This window comes from uncultured Shimia sp. (assembly GCF_947498095.1).
GTDB lineage: Bacteria > Pseudomonadota > Alphaproteobacteria > Rhodobacterales > Rhodobacteraceae > Shimia.
Genome location: NZ_CANMJE010000005.1, coordinates 25,981 through 44,612 on the forward strand (window position 1 = coordinate 25,981; position 18,632 = coordinate 44,612).

Genomic DNA, 18,632 nt, shown 5'->3' on the forward strand with positions numbered 1-18,632 from the left:
GCTCGAAGGCAAAGTCTACTTTGGTATGCCGTCGCTTGTCGTGTCGAACTTGACGGATTGGCCCGATTTCAGAGAGGGCCGGGGCGTTTCTCTTCCGACAAGAGCACATTGGCCTCCACGTCCCCGACCCCCGGCAGTGTCATGATCCGCCGCCGAAGCACCCGCTCAAAATCAGCAATGTCGCGTGCCGTCACGCGCAGCCGATAGTCGTACATGCCCAGAACATGTTCGACCGTTTGCACTTCGGGAATGGCAGAAACTGCGCGTTCAAAGTCTTCCAAACTAACACGCCCCTTGGTCGCCAGCTTCACGCCCAGAAAGACGGTGACCCCAAACCCCAGTTTTTCTGCGTCGAGGTCCAGTCGACGTCCCTTGATAATCCCAGCATCGTGCAATCGTCTGATCCGCCGCCACGTTGCTGGCTGACTCAGACCCAGACGTCGGCCAAGTGCTCCGGCCGATTGCGTAGCATCCCGTGCAAGCGCCTTGACCAGCGCCCGATCAAAGTCATCAAGGTCACTCATATCGGCAGGCTTTCTTCTGACTTGATCCGCGCCACATGCATCAACGCCTCAATATCGGCGATGTGTGGCAAAGTCAGGATTTGGCTGCGATAGATTTCTTGATAATGCGCCATATCCCGGGCAATCACGGACAACCGCACGTCGACACGCCCCAGAAACGTCTGAATTTCGATCACCTCCGGCACTTCGCGCGCGGCGCCAATGAAATCGTCAAAGGCGTTGGATTGTGTCTTGTCGAGCGTGATCCGCAGAGAGACCTCAACCGCATAGCCCAACGCTTGCCAGTCGATGACCGCCCTTTGGCCTCTTAAGACGCCCTCAGCCTGCAACTTGTCCAACCTCCGTGACAGGCGCGACGGGGTCAGTGTCAACCGGTCGGCAAGTTCAGGTAACGGCAGCGTCGGGTCAGCCTGTAGTTGGCGCAGTATGCGCCGATCAACATCATCAAGCATGAAACTCTCAATTATTCGCCATATTGCGAATGATTAACTTAAAGATTGGTGAATTTCTATCACTTACGCGACTCGCCTTCCTTTTCAGGTCGCGTATATTGCCCGCCAGACATTCAACATAAGGAGCGCCGACATGCGCGTTTACTACGATCGCGATTGCGACATTAACCTCATCAAAGACAAAAAAGTCGCCATCCTGGGCTACGGCTCGCAAGGTCACGCCCATGCGCTGAACCTGCGCGACTCTGGCGCCAAAAACCTCGTTGTGGCCCTGCGCGAAGGCTCGGCCTCGGCCAAGAAAGCCGAAGGCGAAGGCCTGACCGTCATGGGCATCGCCGAAGCCGCCGCATGGTGTGACGTCATCATGTTCACCATGCCCGACGAATTGCAGGCAGAAACCTACAAGAAGTACGTGCACGACAACATCAAGCCCGGCTCGGCCATCGCCTTTGCCCACGGCCTGAACGTCCACTTTGGCCTGATCGAGCCCAAAGAAGGCGTCGACGTCATCATGATGGCCCCCAAAGGTCCCGGCCACACAGTGCGCGGCGAATACACCAAAGGCGGCGGCGTGCCTTGCCTTGTTGCCGTCGACAACGACGCCTCCGGCAAAGCGCTGGAAATCGGCCTGTCCTATTGCTCGGCCATCGGTGGCGGTCGCTCGGGCATCATCGAAACCAACTTCCGCGAAGAATGCGAAACCGACTTGTTCGGCGAACAAGCTGTTCTCTGCGGCGGTCTGGTTGAGCTGATCCGCTGCGGCTTTGAAACTCTGGTCGAAGCTGGTTACGCACCTGAAATGGCCTATTTCGAATGCCTGCACGAAGTGAAGCTGATCGTTGACCTGATCTATGAAGGCGGCATCGCCAACATGGACTACTCGATCTCGAACACTGCCGAGTACGGCCAGTACGTCACCGGCCCACGCATCCTGAAGTACGACGAAACCAAAGCCCGCATGAAAGCTGTTCTGGAAGACATCCAGCAGGGTAAATTCGTCCGTGACTTCATGCTGGAAAACGCCGTTGGTCAACCGACCATCAAAGCGTCGCGTCGTGCCAATGACGAGCACATGATCGAAGAAACCGGCGCCAAGCTGCGCGGCATGATGCCGTGGATTTCGGCTGGCAAAATGGTCGACAAAGAAAAGAACTGATCCCCTTCTGGGCACATTCAGTCTGCGAAGGGGCGCCCAGTTGGGTGCCCCTTTTCATTTCCAACAACTGGGTTAGGTTGGCCCGAGCGGAGGGAATCCCATGCCAGATCAAATCCTGCCGGCCACGGCTTACACCAGCGATGACTGGTTCCGCGCCGAACAGGCCAGCCTGTTCCAGAACGCCTGGCATCTGGCTGGTTTTGAACCGGATTTTGCAGAAACCGGCGACTATGTCACCCTACGCGCAGGCAAAAGCCCCCTTGCGATTCTGAAAGACGGCAACGGCAACTTGCGGGCGTTTCACAACCTTTGCCGTCATCGTGGCACAGAACTTCTCGAAGGGCGCGGCAACGCGGGTAAGACGTTGGTGTGCCCCTACCACCGCTGGACCTATGGCTTGGATGGCCGTCTGCGCGGCGTGCCGGATCAACGCGAGTGTTTTCCCGATCTGAACAAATCCAGGCTGTCCCTGCACGACGCCTCCGTTGGAAAGTGGAAAGGCATGGTTTTCGCAAATGCCGACCCAAATGCCGACTTTGCCGCTTGGATCGCGGAGGTCGACTCCGCCGCTTTCCCCCATGACCTGACCTGCGCAGACCTGCAAATGGGCGAAGAGCTTGTCTACCGCATGCACTGCAACTGGAAAGTCTTTTTTGAGAATGCCATCGACGGCTACCACCTTGCCTACCTGCATGAAAACACCCTCGGCGGCCCCAAACCAGGCCTGAACCACTGGGATGTACATGGGCAGGCGATGGTTTGGTACTCGACCGAGCGTGACGGCATCCGCAACCGGATTCCAAAATTTGTTGAGGATCAGGCACGCAACACTGGCACGCCCAAGATCAAAGGTGCCGAAGACCCCGGTTATGGCGGCGTCTACATGTTGTTTCCAACAACCATCATCACCCCCAGCCCCTGGTCGCTGACCGTAAGCACACTGGAACCCGTCGATGCAAACACGACGATCATGCGGGCCCGCACATGGGTGCCGAAATCATGGTGGGCGTCTTCAGAAAAGCCATCGCAAGCGCCGGGTTATGACCCCGCCTCAGGTGAAATCCAAAGCCGATTCTGGACCCAACACCCCCTTGAAACCGGCGACTTCCAGACCGAAGACATCTGGGTTTGCGAAAAGATGCAGCGCAGCCTGCACGCACCCAACTACTCTGTCGGCGCACTGGCGCAGGGCACGGGTGGCGAAGACATGCTGGAAGTGTTCCAACGCTGGGTGCGCGAGGCCGTGCAATGAGCACTTCTCCGGGGCTTCGCAACTGGCTCAAACTGATCAGCCTTGGCATCATCTGGGGCGCGTCCTTCATGTCGGTCACCGTTACCCTGCGTGATTTCGGCCCACTGACAGTCGTCGCTTCGCGAGTGGTGTTAGGCGCCGCTGCGCTCTACATCGTTGTGCGCGCATTAGGGATCGGTTTGCCCGACTGGCGTACAAGCGAGGGCAAACGCATCTGGGGGTTTGCCCTGCTCATGGGCATCTTTTCAAACGCCCTGCCCTTCACGCTGTTAAGCTGGGGCCAGAAATACGTTGCCTCGGGCTTTGCCGGAGTCTGTATGGCTGTTGTCCCTCTCTTCGTGCTGCCGCTGGCGCACCTTTTGGTGCCCGGAGAACGCATGTCCCCGCGAAAGGTTATCAGCTTTCTCATCGGCTTTGTCGGCGTGGTTATTCTGATCGGCCTCGATGCGTTTCGTTCGCTCGGCTCTGACTTTGAGGCTCTGGCCCGCATGGCCTGCCTTGGCGCATCCCTCTGCTACGCCATCGGCTCCATCAGCACGCGACTTTGTCCGCCCACCAACATGCTCTCGCTGTCTGCCGCCGCCCTGATCTGTGCCGCGGTCCTGATCCTGCCCCTCGCCCTCTGGAAAGAAGGGCTGCCATCGACCGGCTCCTCCCTCTCTCTCACCGCGCTGATTTACCTCGCCATCCTGCCCACAGCGATCGCGCAGGTCATGGTCGTACAAGTGGTGCGTGATGCAGGCCCTAGCTTCATGTCCTTGGTCAACTACCAGGTGCCTGTCTGGTCTGTCCTCTTCGGAGCCATTCTCCTGCACGAAGAACTACCTCCGCAACTGCTGATCTCGCTCGTATTGATCCTCGGCGGGTTGGTCCTCGGCCGCAAACGTCGCCGCACGTCTTATGGCGCGTGATGCACAGACCCGGTTCACTGGCGCACGATATGTTATGTTGTAACGCCTCCAGAACTACCCCATCTGAGGCCCATGACTGAAACGAGCATTCACACAAGACAGGGTCTGCCAACTGAGATGCAGATCCTGCTCCGGGATTATCCGCGCGAAGCATGGCCGGATCACCCGGATTTCGCCGAGTCCATCCAGAACTGGATGGGGGCTCATCAAATGTTTCGCCGTCTGGGTGAGATTGTACACGGCTCAACCCAACAGGTGATCGAGCGCAACATGGACCCCGAGGCCTATGCCAAGAGATTGGGCCAATATGGGAACCTTTTGGTGCAGAACCTGCATGGGCATCACGGGTGGGAAGACCGGGCGTTTTTCCCGGAACTTACTCGCGCTGATGCGCGGTTTTCCGGTGGCTTGGACATGTTAGAAACCGACCACGAAGAGCTGGACGCACTTCTGGATCGGTTAACAACAGCTGCCAACCGCTACTTAAAACTGTCGGATATGTCACCAAAGGACGCGCCAGCTGAACTGCCGGCGTTACTCAAAGAGACCGGCGCGATAGGCGGATTTCTTGAACGCCACCTGACCGACGAAGAAGACCTCGTCGTACCAATCTTGTTGCACCATAAACTGCGTGGCTAAAGCCGCAGAGTGTTCAGGTCGTCAAAGGGCGGCCTGAACCGCATCCACAACACTGTCGACGGTCTTTTCCAACAAACCTGCGTCTTCGCACTCGGCCATGACCCGAACCAATGGTTCTGTTCCTGATTTTCGGATCAAGAGGCGACCTTGACCCAACAGAGCCTGTTCTGCTGCTGTAATCGCAGCCTTAACACTGTCGGTGTCCAGCGGTGTCTGCCCCACGTCGTAGCGCACGTTCTTGAGCATCTGTGGAACGGTTTCAAAGCTACGCGTCAAATCAGACGCGGGCTTGCCGGTTTCCACCATTGCCGCCAGGAACTGCAGCCCTGCCATAAGGCCATCACCGGTCGTGGCATGATCCGTCATAACGATGTGCCCGGATTGCTCGCCCCCAAGGTTGTAGCCCCCTGCACGCATGGCCTCGACGACATAGCGATCCCCGACCGCGGTACGTTCAAGCCGAAGGCCCTTTCCCTCAAGAAAGCGTTCAAGCCCAAGGTTGGACATCACGGTTGCCACCAATGCGCCACCACGCAACCGTCCCTCGGTCGCCCAGCGATCTGCAAGCAACGCCATGACCTGATCGCCATCAGCCACCTGACCATTCTCATCAATGATCATCACCCGGTCGGCATCGCCGTCCAACGAAATCCCGACATGCGCCCCATGCGCCACAACGGCCTCGGCAGCCGTGGTCGTATGTGTCGAGCCACAGCCAAGGTTGATGTTGACGCCATCCGGGTTTGTCCCAATCGGGATCACCTCTGCGCCCAATTCCCAAAGTGCCTCGGGGGCCGCGCGATAGGCCGCGCCGTTCGCACAATCCACCACCACTTTCAGGCCCTTGAACGGCACAGCAGAAGGCAACGAGCTTTTGACCCGCTCGATATAGCGGAAGCGGCCATCGTCGATCCGTTTGGCGCGTCCGATATTGATCGACTGAACAGGCTCGACACCTTGTTCAATCAGGGTTTCGATTTCGTGCTCGACCTCGTCCGACAGCTTGAAACCATCAGGGCCAAAGAACTTGATCCCATTGTCCTCAGCCGGGTTATGGCTGGCCGAAATCATCACACCCAGATCGGCGCGCATGGATGTGGTCAGCAAGCCCACCGCTGGCGTTGGGACAGGGCCCAGCAACAGCACGTTCATTCCGGTCGAGGTTAAACCAGCCGTCAGGGCATTTTCAAACATGTAACCAGACAGGCGGGTGTCTTTGCCGATCACAACGCGGTGGTTGTTTTGACCGTCATTGCGGAAGTATCGCCCGACAGCTGCACCGATACGCAACGCCATTTCAGCCGTCATCGGGTATTGGTTTGCCCTGCCACGCACTCCGTCAGTGCCAAAGAACTTACGCCCCATCAAAATCTCCCGTTGTCACGGCCTGCCAAAGGCGAAGGGCCTGTCTCGTGTCATGCACATCATGCACTCGCACCACCTGCACACCTTGGGCGATGCCTTCAAGCGCGACGGCAACCGAGCCGCCTACGCGTTGGTTCGGATCTTCGGCTGCCCCGATCACCTTGATAAAGCCTTTACGGCTCGCACCCAACAAAATGGGGCACCCCAAACTGTGAAACAGGCTGATACGTGCCAACAGCGCAAGGTTATGTGCGATTGTTTTTCCAAATCCGATCCCCGGATCCACCATAATCTGGTCGTGCGGGATGCCTTGAGCGACCAGCCAGTCTATCTGTGCTTCAAGGAAGTCGTACACATCCAACAGCACATTATCATAGGTTGGGTCTTGCTGCATTGTAGCCGGGTCACCCTGTGCATGCATGACACAGACCGGTGCACCATGGGCGGCACAGAGCGGTGCAAGATCGGCATCAAAGGTGAAACCGGCCACGTCGTTGACCAGCACAGCACCAGCTTCGAGTGCTGCCTCGGCGACGGGCGCTTTGCGGGTATCGATGCTGATCGGCACGCCAATGTCATGCGAGATCGCAGCAATAACCGGAGCCGTCCGGGCAATTTCCTGCTCAATAGGAACTTCAATGGCGCCGGGGCGCGTGGACTCGCCACCAATGTCGATCAGAGTGGCGCCTTCGAACACCATTGTTCGGGCGCGATTGACAGCATTTGAAGGATCATCATGTTGCCCACCATCAGAGAAACTGTCCGGCGTAACATTCAAAATCCCCATCACTTGCACGTCGGTCATCGACAGACCGCCGATCGGTCTCCGGGGGGGCACCAAGCGATCGAGGACGGATGCCGGGATTTCTGATGCTGGGATGACACGTGCTTTGCCTTCGCGAGAAAGGACTTCGACATGTGTAAACCACGTCCAGCCTCCAGCCAGTGTCAGAGCGCCATCGGGGCGCGCTGCATCAGTTTGGGGGATCGCACGGTAATAGATCTTCATGTTTTCTGAATGGGCTTTTCCGCGGCACTTGGCAAGCCGCTAGATGCGCGCATCCTGAACCGGATGGAACGCTGCCGGAAGCGTCGTGGATCGCGGCAGTGTTTCGCCGATAGAAAGAACACTGCTCGCGTCCAAAAGGTTGGCAAACCAAAACGCCAGCATCAGGCTGTCGCTTGGCGGCGCATCGGGGCCGTCAACCGCATCCAACACAATCTTGGATGGCGCCCAGATACAGGGGTGTCCGTTTCTCATTGCCCAATCGAGTTCGGTTCGTGTGGCAACAACCTCGCAGCGCGGTTCGCGGGCTGACAAGGACAATGCATTTTGTTCGATAGACAAAAGATCAATACGCGTTTGTGCTGCTTTGCCGTTAGCCTGCGGCACTGGCAAAGCGTGTGGGCCGACACAAATAACCAAGGGGTCTTTGCTGTCACACAACTGATCCACCCACCCACGCAAATTGTCAGATTCAAGCGCTTCGTTCGACAGGAACACGATGCGGGGATGCGGTGAGTCAGCCTCGGACTTTGCGAGCCCCTTTGCGCTACGCACAATCTCAACGCCCAGAACCCCTGCTCCACGGTCCAGCTTTTCGATGCGAACAAACACACGCACCGCTTGGGGTTCGGACAAGATGCGGTCGCCAATGCGCTCTGCCAAAGTTTCCAACAGGTTCAATCGCTCTGCCGACAACTCACCATGGATGGCTTCGGTAACCTTGTCGTAAGACAGGATACGATCCACATCATCCTCAACCGGGGTCTCAATTGCGCGAACTTCGACCACAACATTGAAGCGAACCCGTTGCGTTGTATCACGCTCGACTTGAAACGCGCCGATCTCAACTTCGACCGTCAGATCACGTACCGAGATACGATCCAAGGGATCGGATCCCGCCGTTGCCGCGGACCGCTCAGACGGATGAGCAAAAGCCAGGCGCGTTTCATCGGTCATCAGGTCAGCTCCTCAGGAATACATCGGCCACAAGACGACCGTAGGCCTGCGGCTTAACAGGCCGATCAGAGCCAATCCAGCCCCCAAGCTTCACATGTGTTTTTGTAGAGAGGTTCAGTTCTTTGACAAGCGTGTCGGCGGCTGGCGATAGAAATGATGAACACCAATTGTTGCCGTGCGCTTGTACTGACGCGACCAGGCGGGTGACACGGCCTTTGTGTGGTAGTGGGTTGCACCACTGGTCAATTCACGGGGTGCACCGTCAATCATGAACTTTGCGACTTTGCCGACCCGATCGTAGGCGTCTTGTTCATAGATCTTATTGGCAACGCCATCGCAGTTGTACGTGAACTGGCACTGGTACTTCTTGCCGGTGCCTTGCTTGATCACGCCACACAATGTCGACGGGTAATAGTTATGATCCACGCGGTTCAAGATCACTTCAGCCACGGCGAACTGACCTTTGACGCTTTCTCCACGCGCTTCGAAATACAGGGCTTCGGCAAGACACTGCCATTCTTCGTCAACCTGCTTGGCTGCCGGCTGTCCATCAATCCACTTGCGTGAATACTGGATTTCGGCGGGTTTCTTGCGACGCTCCGAGCCCAAAAGCGCTTTGAGCTTGGTTCCAGAGAACAGAGTCTGACCGAACCGTGCTTTGTCAGCAGGGCTGGTGTGCTGGCCCGTTGGGGCCTCGGCGAAAGCACCAGTTCCAACAAGAACCAGTGCCAAAATAACAGTGACAAAACGGTGCATAAGCAACCTCGCAGACTATATGTTCGGATCCTCCCCAGGCCGAATTCGAGGGGTCTTACAGGAAACGTGCTAAAAGGTCCAGCGAACCAAGGTCGCACGGATCACGCTTGCCAAAAATGTCAAGATGTTGCGGGCATTTTTCCAAAAATTACCCTATTTTGTCCTGAATCGCGAGTTGGGCCGCCGCAAGTCGCGCCACTGGAACCCTAAATGGGGAACATGAAACATAATCCAGCCCCACTTCCCGACAAAATGCGATTGATTCGGGGCTGCCGCCGTGCTCACCACAGACCGAAAGGGTCAGATCAGGCTGGGCACGACGCCCACGTTCGGCACCAAGTTTCAGTAATTCACCTACGCCCTCGGCGTCCAACGTATGGAACGGATCTTCGGGGTAAACACCCTGCTGCACATAGGCAGACATAAAGCGACCCGCATCGTCACGTGACAGACCGTAAGTCATTTGCGTGAGGTCATTGGTCCCAAAGCTGAAAAAATGGCAATGAGGAGCAATCTCCTCTGCGCGCAAAGCGGCACGTGGCGTTTCCACCATCACACCGAGTCGATAGTCAAAGTCCACGCCCGTTTCGGTGCGGACTGCTGCTGCGACCGCATCAACCCGGGTCTTAACCAGCTCAACCTCTCGCTTGGCGCTGACAAGAGGGATCATGATTTCTGGCACAACAGGATCGCCATCGCGGCTGGCCTCAATCGTCGCCTCAAAAATGGCGCGCGCTTGCATGTCATAAATCTCGGGAACCGTAATTCCCAGGCGCACACCGCGCATGCCCAGCATCGGGTTGTATTCACCCAGCGCCTCAACTCGGCGGGTCACATCAGAAAGCGGCAGACTCAGCGCCTCGGCCAGATCGCGCAACCCGGCCCGGTCTGTGGGCAGGAACTCGTGCAGGGGCGGATCAAACAGACGAATGCAGACCGGTTGCCCCTCCATGATACGGAACAGTTCGATAAAATCGGCCCGTTGCATGGGCAGCAGTTGATCCAAAGCCGAGCGGCGATCATCAGATGCATCGGCAAAAATCATTTCACGCATGACCGTCAAACGGGCTGAATCAAAGAACATATGCTCAGTCCGACACAGTCCGATACCATTGGCACGGAAATTGCGCGCGGTCTTGGCGTCGGCAGGCGTGTCTGCATTGGCTCGCACGTCGATATCCCGCGCATCGTCCGCCCAGTTCATCAAGGACTGAAAAGCATCATCCAAAGCGGCCTCAAGCATCGGAGGCTGCCCCACCAAAATCTGACCTTCAGAGCCAACGATGGTGATGATGTCGCCTTCGCGAAACACCCGACCGTCCGGCGCAGTCACCGCTTTTTTCCGCATTTGAAAGCGCAACGACGAAGCGCCGACAACGCAAGGCAAGCCCAACCCCCTTGCAATCACAGCGGCGTGACTGGTGACTCCGCCGCGCTCGGTCAAAACCGCACTGGCTGCATGCATACCGCGAATGTCTTCGGGGTTGGTTTCGCGTCTCACAAGAACACAAGCTTCACCGCGCGCGGCGCTAGCTTGCGCCTCTGCCGCGGAAAACACGATCCGGCCTGTAGCAGCCCCGGGGCTCGCAGCAATGCCGGTCGCGATAATATCTCGTTCAGCGTCCGGGTCTATCTGCCGGTGCAACAATTCGTTCAACGCCCGAGGCTCGACTCGCATCAGGGCTTCTTCTTTTGCGATAACACCGTCTTTGGCCAGTTGCACAGCAATCCGAACAGCGCCGCGCGCGCCTCGCTGGACCCGCACACCATCCAGGATATGCACAACACCATTTTCTATCGTGAATTCAATCTGCATCTCTTCGCGCAGCTTCTCACGCATCAAAGCGGCATGTTTCTTCAATGCTTCAAACGCGGCCGGAGCTTCTTCCTCCAGCGAAGGTCCACGAGGATCCTTTTCAATGAACAGAGAGGCAGCACCTGTCTGCAGCGCATCCCGCCCTTGCGACTGGCTAAGATAACGCCCAGTTGCTTGCGGCAGTCCCGTGGTGGAGTTCACAAGTTGCAATACGCCCGATCCGGACTCACCATGTCCAAGACCCAGCACCATTTCCTGCACCACGAGACCCAGTCCGGCATCCGCAGGTGCCCCTTTGGCCTGACGCAATAACCGCGCTGATGTACCTTCCCAGGCACGCGCCATTGAGCGCAGCACGCCGGAAAGCTGAACGGCCGAGTCCTGTGGAAACGGCTCTTCGGCTTCATCCTCATAGGCGTCCAATGCCTGCTGGCAGATATCGTCTGCGGTCATGTCCAAATCATCGAACATGTCTGGATCCAGCCGGGCAACATGCGTAGAATAAGACTGAATAAACCGCGCATAGAGCGCATTGGCGGCTTCCTGACCCAGAGACTTGGTCAGTGCAGCGTGGCGCTCATCGTTCATACCGATGTTCAAAACGGCGCCCGGCCCTCCCCAGTCAGGATCTTCAGACGAAGGACGCACACAGATCAGGCTGTCAGAGTCCAACAATGCGATCATTTTGGCCATATCTGGCATCTCGCCCGCCGCGATGCGATGCACTTCGTCAAAAGACAGTGCCACGGTCTTGGGAACAGGCAGATCCAAACGCACCAGCCTTTGCAGGCATTTTGCCCGCCCGCCATGCGTTGCTGCCGCCATCGGAGCGGTGGCGGTGATAAAGGTGATATCGGGGTTGTCTTGCTGCACTGCGGCACCTTTCCTTGGCCCCGCAGCATAAGCCTAAGCCGCGCTGGTTCAAGGAAAACCTTGACCCGTGCGTCAAGCCTTGGGCTGGTCTAGCCTTCGACCCGAGTCAGGTCGGCCACGCCAAGGCAAATCACGCGAATACGTGAGAGCAGATTCAGACGATTACGACGAGTGATCTGGTTGTCGCTATTGACCTGCACAGCCTCGAAAAAGGCATCAATCGGTTGACGCAAAGCGGCCATGCCGCTCATGGCGGCCGCGAAATCTTCGCCCTCGATGGCCGAAGAGATCGCACCCTCTTGCGTGTCCAAGGCGGCAAACAGGGCTTTTTCCGTGTCGTCCTCGGCATGCTTCACATCCGCGCCAAAGCTGTATTCGACACCATCCTTCTCTTCAGCCTGAGTGAGGATGTTATTGGCGCGCTTAAAGCCTTGCAGCAAGTTTCCACCATCCTCGGTGCGCAAGAACGCCTCGAGCGCACGCGCGCGTTTGACAAGCAGGTTCAGATCGTCATTGCCCGGCATTGCGATACAGGCATCAATCACATCGTGACGGACCCCTTCCTCACGCAGGTAAACCTTGAGACGGTCGTGGAAGAAACCCAAGAGATCGCGCGAGGTATCCGGCAGATTGTCTTTGAGGTCCGAGATGTATTTGGGAAGATCGCCGTCAATCGCGTCTTGCACCGTATGTACAACCGCGCCCAGTACGCCGTGTTCTGCAATTTCCTGAGCCAAGTCTTGCAACAGGGCAGCGGCGAGTAAATCGTCTTTGCCCTGATGCGCTTCGTGGCGCAGCAATTGCAAATCAAAGTACTGGTCCAACGGCATGCGCAAGTCGTTCTCCAGCACCAACCGGATGACACCCAGCGCGGCGCGGCGCAAAGCAAAAGGGTCTTTCGAACCCGTGGGCTTTTCGTCAATCGCCCAGAACCCGGTCAGCGTGTCCAGCTTATCGCCCAGCGCCACGGCCACCGAGACCGGCGCGTTGGGCACCGCGTCAGACGGGCCCAGTGGCGAATAGTGTTCTTCGGCGGCTGCGGCCACCTCGGCGCTGCGACCGGCCGCGGCGGCATAGTACCGGCCCATCAAGCCTTGAAGCTCTGGAAACTCATAGACCATCTCGGAACTCAGATCGGCCTTGGCAAAGCGCGCAGCTTCGCCGATCACCTCAGCGTCGGCGCCAACCACGCCCGCCAGATCCTGCGAAAGGGCGGTGAAGCGGGCAATCCGGTCACCTTGTGTGCCCAGCTTGTTGTGGAAGGTGACGTTGTTCAGGCTGTCCAACCAGGCGTCAGCTCCGGTCTCGGCAACACGGATGTCATTCTCCCAGAAGAACTTGGCATCCGACAAGCGTGCGAAAAGAACTTTTTGGTTCCCGGCAAGGATCGTCACGCCGTTGTCCGAGGTCTCGCGATTGGCAACCGTGATGAACTTTTCAATGCGGCCCGTCTTAGGGTTCCGAACGCTGAAGAACTTCTGATGCTCTTTCATCGAGGTTTGCAGCACCTCGGGCGGCAGACCCAGAAAGTCCTCGGCAATGTCGCCCATCAGGACAACCGGCCATTCCACCAGACCGGCAACCTCGGCCAAAAGACCCTTGTCCTCCACCACTTCCAGACCTTGAGCAAAGGCCATGTTGGTGGCGTCGTGCCAGATGTGCTCACTGCGCTCGACCGGGTTCAGGATCACGTGGTCGCGCTTGAGCTTGGTCTCATAGTCCTCGAACCCCGTCACCGCAAAGCGACCCGAGCCCATAAAGCGGTGGCCTTCAGTCGTGTCGCCCGAAATGATGCCATCGATATCGAGTGGCATAACCGAGTGGCCCGCCTCGTCTGACAGAATGCACAGAATTGAATGCAGCGGGCGCACCCAGCGCAACGAACCTGCCCCCCAGCGCATGGATTTGGGCCAGGGGAAATTGCGGATCGTGTCTTCCAGAATCTCGGCAACGATCTCAGCTGCCGGACGCCCCGGCTTCTCGATGGTGGCGAAGTAGACTGCGCCCTTGGGAGTGTCGCGCTCTTCCAGATCGTCGCGGGACACACCGGCACCGCGCAAGAACCCTTCGACTGCCTTATCTGGCGCGCCAACCTTGGGGCCTTTGCGTTCTTCACGTACGGTGGGGCTTTCGGCCAGCAACCCTTCGAGGGTCAGTGTCAGACGGCGAGGTGTCGAGAATCCATGTGCCCCGGCATAGGTCAGACCAGCCTCGACCAAACCGTCCGTCACACGTTTTTTCAGGTCGTCAGCCGCGCGCGTTTGCATACGTGCCGGGATTTCCTCGGAGAACAGTTCAATCAAAAGATCAGGCATTGGGGATCCTCAAAAGCTCACGACCATCTGGATGATGATCGCGTTGGCAATATCGACGAAAAAGGCTGAAACCAAGGGCAAAACGACAAATGCGATGGGCGAAGGCCCGTAGCGTTTGGTCACAGCCGTCATATTGGCGATGGCAGTGGGGGTCGCCCCAAGCGCAAAGCCGCCAAAACCCGCGGCCAGAACCGCAGCGCGATAGCCGCGGCCCAGAAGCGGGAACAGGACATAGATCACAAAGAGCACGGCAAAAATCGTTTGCACCGCCAGCACCATTGCAATTGGCAGGCCAAGCCCACGCAGTGAGGCAAAATCCAGCGTCATCAGCGAGATCGCCAGAAACGCGCCCAGCGCGAAATCAGAGATCACTGCAAGCGAAGGCGTACCGGACACCGACGAGGCCTTGTGGAACAAGAGCGGCACCAGATTGCCAATTACGATGCCCATGATCAGGCAGGGCACAAACAGCGGTAGCATCAAACCGGTCTCGGCAATCGCCTGGTGCAGGATGTATCCCCCAATGATCGCCAGATTAAGCGCAAGCATCACTTTCATCAGGCTGACGTGCGTTATCGGACTAGCGCTTGTTTCTTTGTCATAGGCGACACCAACCGCATGGGCCGCATCAGGGCGTGAAGGGCTCAGATCATTGCGTTCAATCAGATACTTGGCCACCGGCCCGCCGACCAAAGCAGCGACGATCAGGCCTATTGTGGCCACCGCAATACCAAGCTCCGACGCACTGTCCAGACCCGTCACCTGAGACACCTCAGGCGCCCAGGCAATCGCAGTTCCATGCCCGCCGATCAGCGCTGCGGACCCAAACAAAACACCCGCCTGCATGGGGAAGTCGAAGATCACCGCCCCCACGACCCCAATGACATTCTGCGCGGCGATGGTAATCACGGTCAGCACCAGCAGGATTGCCAGCGGTTTGCCACCAGCGATCAAATCGGTCAATCGGGCATTCAAGCCAATTGAGGCAAAAAACAAGACCAGGAAAAAGTCGCGGCTGGTGGTTGAGAACACCAGGTCCTTGCCACTGACCACCGACACAATCGCAAACAGTGCAGCAGCCAGCAATCCCCCCGTCACGGGCTCCGGAATATTGAACTCCTGCAGAACCTTGTATTTTCGCGTCAGGCGCGCCCCCAATAGGAACACGGCAAGACCAAGGGTCGCAGTGATCATCTCGGGTATGACGATTTGGCTTTCCAAAGCTCAGCCCTCCGGTTTTGGCGGGCATCCTTCTGGGGTTGGTTCACCATCAAAGACCTTTTCGCCACAGTGATTGATCTGGTGCCAGACGTACCCGCGACCGTCTTCCATGACCGCAACCACCCGGTCGATCCCATAGGTGAAGTTCTCAGTCCCCATAAAGGCCAATGCCTTACCCTGTTCCAGTGCCGCACCAAGTTCCTTGGCATCAAAACAGCCGAACCACCCCGGCGCTACCAAAGGCTCTGGGTGGTCATAGGCCACGTAAGTTTCGCTCAGCATGGGATGAGACATCGTCGTGCGAAAACAGGCCCGATATCGGATCGGAGACGAGTCAGAATCAATCGCCTCAAAGTCTTCGTAAAGGATCGCATCTGGCTCTCCTGTAACCAACAATGTCATCTGCACATCGTCCGACCCCGTCGCCGCGACCTCGTCATAATAGGCATAGACCTGCAAGTAGTACATCGCGCCCGCCGCAATTGCGGACAATACCCCTATAAAGATGCCCATCGCCTTACCGCTCACGCTGCGTACCCGCCGGCTTCGGTTTGCACAAAGGCGTCAGCGCATTGCTTGGCCAACGCACGCACGCGGCCAATATAAGCCTGACGTTCGGTCACTGAGATCACGCCACGCGCGTCCAACAGGTTGAACAAGTGGCTGGCTTTAATACACTGGTCATAAGCCGGATGCACCATGATGATCCGCTTGCCTGTCTTTGGATCGATGTGCTTCTGCGCTAGAATTGCGCTGCATTCTGCCTCGGCCTCTTCGAACTGCTTCAACAAGACGTCTGTATTGGCCACATCAAAGTTCCAGCGCGAGTATTCTTGTTCGGTCTGTTTGAAAACATCACCATAGCTCAATGCTATTGGAGATTGTGGATCGTTGAACGGCATGTCCATCACGTGATCGACGCCAAGCACATACATCGCCAGCCGCTCCAGCCCATAGGTCAGCTCGCCCGAAACCGGGTGACAATCGTGCCCACCGACCTGTTGGAAATAGGTAAACTGGCTGACTTCCATCCCGTCGCACCACACTTCCCAACCAAGACCCCAAGCGCCCAAAGTTGGCGATTCCCAATCGTCCTCAACAAAACGAATGTCGTGAAGGTCCATGTCGATGCCGATGGCCTCCAACGATCCCAGATATAGCGCCTGCAAATCTGGGGGGCTGGGTTTGATCAACACCTGATATTGGTAATAGTGTTGCAACCGGTTGGGGTTCTCACCATAGCGTCCGTCCGTTGGGCGACGCGAGGGCTGAACATAGGCTGCGGCCCATCCATTTGACCCCAATGACCGCAGAGTTGTGGCCGGATGAAACGTGCCGGCCCCGACTTCCATGTCATAAGGCTGCATCACAGCGCAGCCCTTTTCGGCCCAATAGGCCTGAAGTCGCAGGATGATCTCCTGAAAACTACGCGGTTTGCTGTCGGTCCTTGCCATAACGGTCCCTTCCGGAAAATGCGGGTTTTACCTATTCCGACACGGGGATGGGGTCAATTGCATGACAGAGCAAAATACACGTGCATGTGCCGTCGGATTTGATAAACATACCTCTTAAACACTGATTTCAAGTTCTACAGGGGCTTTTTCTACATGACCCGCCTATTTTTAACGTTCTGTTTCACCATTTTAATGTCAGCACACGCCTTGGTGGCCCAAACAAATGCCGACATAGCCTGGGTCCAAATCGAAGCCCAACCCAGCCTGACTGTGGCCCAATCACGGGCGCAGGTTTATGCGCAGGATATGCAGGATGTGAACGGTTTCTCGCTAGGTGGCGGGTGGTATGCCGTCGCTCTTGGGCCATACTCGCGAACTGACGCCGAACAGGTGTTGAATGTCTACCGCGCCGAAGGATTGATCCCAACGGATAGTTTCCTAGCCGAAACAACGGCCTTTCGCAGCCAGTTCTGGCCAGTTGGTGCAAATATTTTGAATTTGCCAACCTCGACACGGCCCCAGTTGGGCAGCACCGAGACTGTGGCTGACGCCCCGGTTATCGAGCCCGCACCGGAACCCGAGCCAATTGACGAAACACCGCGCGAAGCCCGTGCCAGCGAAGCGCAACTCTCAAAAGAACAGCGTATGGATCTGCAAAGCTGGCTGAAATGGGCAGGGTATTATAACTCGGCCATTGATGGTGCTTTTGGACGCGGCACGCGTGGCTCCATGTCAGCTTGGCAGGCAGACAACGGATATGACGCCACCGGCGTGCTGACGACCCGCCAACGTGAAGAATTGCGCAGCCAGTACTTTGCCGTTCTTGAAGGCATGGACTTGCAGCTGATTTCGGACTCAAACGCCGGGATTGAAATGCAAATCCCAATGGGCGTTGTCGCCGCCGCAAACACCGAGTTTCCTTTCATACACTACAAACCCTCTGGCGATGTGCCTGCTGAGGTTCTTCTGATCAGCCAGGCAGGTGATCAGAACACGATGTTCGGCCTCTATGACATCATGCAGACTCTGGAAATCGTGCCGATGTCGGGAGAACGCTCGCGCAAAGACAAAAGCTTTGTCCTGACCGGGGAAAACAGCCGGATCACATCGCATACCGAAGTCACGCTGAAAGATGGCGAAATCAAAGGCTTTACGCTTGTCTGGCCCGCCGGTGACGAAGAACGTCGGACACGTATCCTGGGAGAGATGCAGTCGTCTTTCGCACGGATCGACGGCGTTCTAGACCCGGCAGCCGGTAGCAATGCAGAGCAAAGCATCGATTTGGTCTCTGGCCTTGAGATTCGCCGCCCCAAAATGTCACGCTCAGGCTTTTTCGTGGATAACGCGGGAACTGTTGTGACCTCGATCGACGTGGTTCGAAGCTGCACGCGTCTGACGCTTGAAAACGACTACCCTGCAACCGTCGTGGCCACTGACGAAAACACCGGCGTGGCTCTGTTGCGCCCTTCTCAAAAACTGGCGCCCCTGCGTGTTGCCGCGCTCCGTGAGGGCGACGCTCGACTACAGTCTGACGTTGCTGTCTCGGGCTACTCCTACGAAGGCGTTCTTGGCGCACCGACCATGACATTTGGCACTCTCTCAGACGTTAAAGGACTGCGAGGGGAAGCAAACATCAAACGCCTGTCACTGATGACACAACCCGGTGACGCGGGCGGTCCGGTGCTCGACAATCTTGGCGGAGTGATGGGCATGTTGTTGCCTCGTACGGCAGCCAATGGCCAGCAATTGCCAGAAAACGTGAGCTTTGCACTAGGTGCAGACGCGATCCGCGTGCTGCTGGATGAAAATGGGGTACAAACAACGCCCAATGATGCCAGCGGGACCCAAGCACCAGAAGACATCACACGCATCGGCAGTGCCATGACTGTGCTTGTGAGCTGCTGGGACTAACCCCGCGTTGTGAATTGCAATCTC

16 protein-coding genes are annotated in these 18,632 nt (G+C 57.2%); 5 read left to right on the forward strand and 11 right to left on the reverse strand.

Annotation, left to right across the window (positions count from 1 at the left end; all coding sequences use genetic code 11):
* Positions 1 to 68: 68 nt before the first annotated feature.
* On the reverse strand, positions 69 to 524 hold the full coding sequence (locus Q0932_RS10270) for an Lrp/AsnC family transcriptional regulator (RefSeq protein WP_299352041.1): 456 nt from the start codon (positions 522 to 524) through the stop codon (positions 69 to 71).
* The gene (locus Q0932_RS10275) at positions 521 to 976 is read right to left on the reverse strand and encodes an Lrp/AsnC family transcriptional regulator (RefSeq protein WP_299352043.1); all 456 of its coding nucleotides are present in this window, start codon (positions 974 to 976) and stop codon (positions 521 to 523) included. The genes Q0932_RS10270 and Q0932_RS10275 overlap by 4 nt, the downstream gene beginning before the upstream one ends.
* A gap of 133 nt (positions 977 to 1,109) precedes the next feature.
* Between Q0932_RS10275 and ilvC the strand changes: the two genes are divergently transcribed.
* From ilvC to Q0932_RS10295, 4 genes are all read left to right on the forward strand, one after another.
* Positions 1,110 to 2,132: a ketol-acid reductoisomerase gene (ilvC, locus tag Q0932_RS10280; RefSeq protein WP_299352045.1), complete on the forward strand. Its 1,023-nt coding sequence runs from the start codon at positions 1,110 to 1,112 to the stop codon at positions 2,130 to 2,132.
* Between the two features lie 100 nt (positions 2,133 to 2,232).
* A complete protein-coding gene (locus tag Q0932_RS10285) occupies positions 2,233 to 3,384 on the forward strand; it encodes an aromatic ring-hydroxylating dioxygenase subunit alpha (RefSeq protein ID WP_299352047.1) in 1,152 nt (383 codons plus the stop codon).
* Entirely contained in the window at positions 3,381 to 4,295 is a 915-nt protein-coding gene (locus Q0932_RS10290; protein WP_299352049.1) for an EamA family transporter, read from the forward strand. The genes Q0932_RS10285 and Q0932_RS10290 overlap by 4 nt, the downstream gene beginning before the upstream one ends.
* A 72-nt stretch (positions 4,296 to 4,367) precedes the next feature.
* The gene (locus Q0932_RS10295; protein ID WP_299352052.1) at positions 4,368 to 4,934 is read left to right on the forward strand and encodes a hemerythrin domain-containing protein; all 567 of its coding nucleotides are present in this window, start codon (positions 4,368 to 4,370) and stop codon (positions 4,932 to 4,934) included.
* Between the two features lie 21 nt (positions 4,935 to 4,955).
* Here the strand turns inward: Q0932_RS10295 and glmM are convergent, their stop codons facing one another.
* From glmM to Q0932_RS10340, 9 genes are all read right to left on the reverse strand, one after another.
* Positions 4,956 to 6,299, reverse strand: a complete 1,344-nt coding sequence (glmM, locus tag Q0932_RS10300) for a phosphoglucosamine mutase (protein ID WP_299352055.1) — start codon at positions 6,297 to 6,299, stop codon at positions 4,956 to 4,958.
* Positions 6,289 to 7,308, reverse strand: a complete 1,020-nt coding sequence (gene folP, locus Q0932_RS10305) for a dihydropteroate synthase (protein WP_299352058.1) — start codon at positions 7,306 to 7,308, stop codon at positions 6,289 to 6,291. The genes glmM and folP overlap by 11 nt, the downstream gene beginning before the upstream one ends.
* A 39-nt stretch (positions 7,309 to 7,347) precedes the next feature.
* Positions 7,348 to 8,262 carry a dihydroneopterin aldolase gene (locus tag Q0932_RS10310; protein ID WP_299352061.1) on the reverse strand — a complete coding sequence of 305 codons (915 nt, stop codon included), beginning with the start codon at positions 8,260 to 8,262 and terminating at the stop codon, positions 7,348 to 7,350.
* A gap of 114 nt (positions 8,263 to 8,376) precedes the next feature.
* Positions 8,377 to 9,018 carry a cell wall hydrolase gene (locus Q0932_RS10315; protein WP_299352064.1) on the reverse strand — a complete coding sequence of 214 codons (642 nt, stop codon included), beginning with the start codon at positions 9,016 to 9,018 and terminating at the stop codon, positions 8,377 to 8,379.
* Positions 9,019 to 9,166: 148 nt separating this feature from the next.
* Complete coding sequence (gene ppdK, locus Q0932_RS10320) at positions 9,167 to 11,659, reverse strand: pyruvate, phosphate dikinase (protein WP_299352623.1); 2,493 nt, start codon at positions 11,657 to 11,659, stop codon at positions 9,167 to 9,169.
* 137 nt (positions 11,660 to 11,796) lie between these two features.
* Positions 11,797 to 14,022 carry a glycine--tRNA ligase subunit beta gene (gene glyS, locus Q0932_RS10325; protein ID WP_299352066.1) on the reverse strand — a complete coding sequence of 742 codons (2,226 nt, stop codon included), beginning with the start codon at positions 14,020 to 14,022 and terminating at the stop codon, positions 11,797 to 11,799.
* 9 nt (positions 14,023 to 14,031) lie between these two features.
* Positions 14,032 to 15,243: a sodium/glutamate symporter gene (gene gltS, locus Q0932_RS10330; protein ID WP_299352069.1), complete on the reverse strand. Its 1,212-nt coding sequence runs from the start codon at positions 15,241 to 15,243 to the stop codon at positions 14,032 to 14,034.
* Between the two features lie 3 nt (positions 15,244 to 15,246).
* On the reverse strand, positions 15,247 to 15,756 hold the full coding sequence (locus Q0932_RS10335) for a DUF6446 family protein (RefSeq protein ID WP_299352626.1): 510 nt from the start codon (positions 15,754 to 15,756) through the stop codon (positions 15,247 to 15,249).
* Between the two features lie 11 nt (positions 15,757 to 15,767).
* Entirely contained in the window at positions 15,768 to 16,697 is a 930-nt protein-coding gene (locus tag Q0932_RS10340) for a glycine--tRNA ligase subunit alpha (RefSeq protein WP_299352072.1), read from the reverse strand.
* A gap of 153 nt (positions 16,698 to 16,850) precedes the next feature.
* Here Q0932_RS10340 and Q0932_RS10345 point away from each other — a divergent pair, with 153 nt between their 5' ends.
* Positions 16,851 to 18,608, forward strand: coding sequence for a serine protease (locus Q0932_RS10345; RefSeq protein WP_299352075.1), 1,758 nt, complete (start codon positions 16,851 to 16,853; stop codon positions 18,606 to 18,608).
* Positions 18,609 to 18,632: the final 24 nt, after the last annotated feature.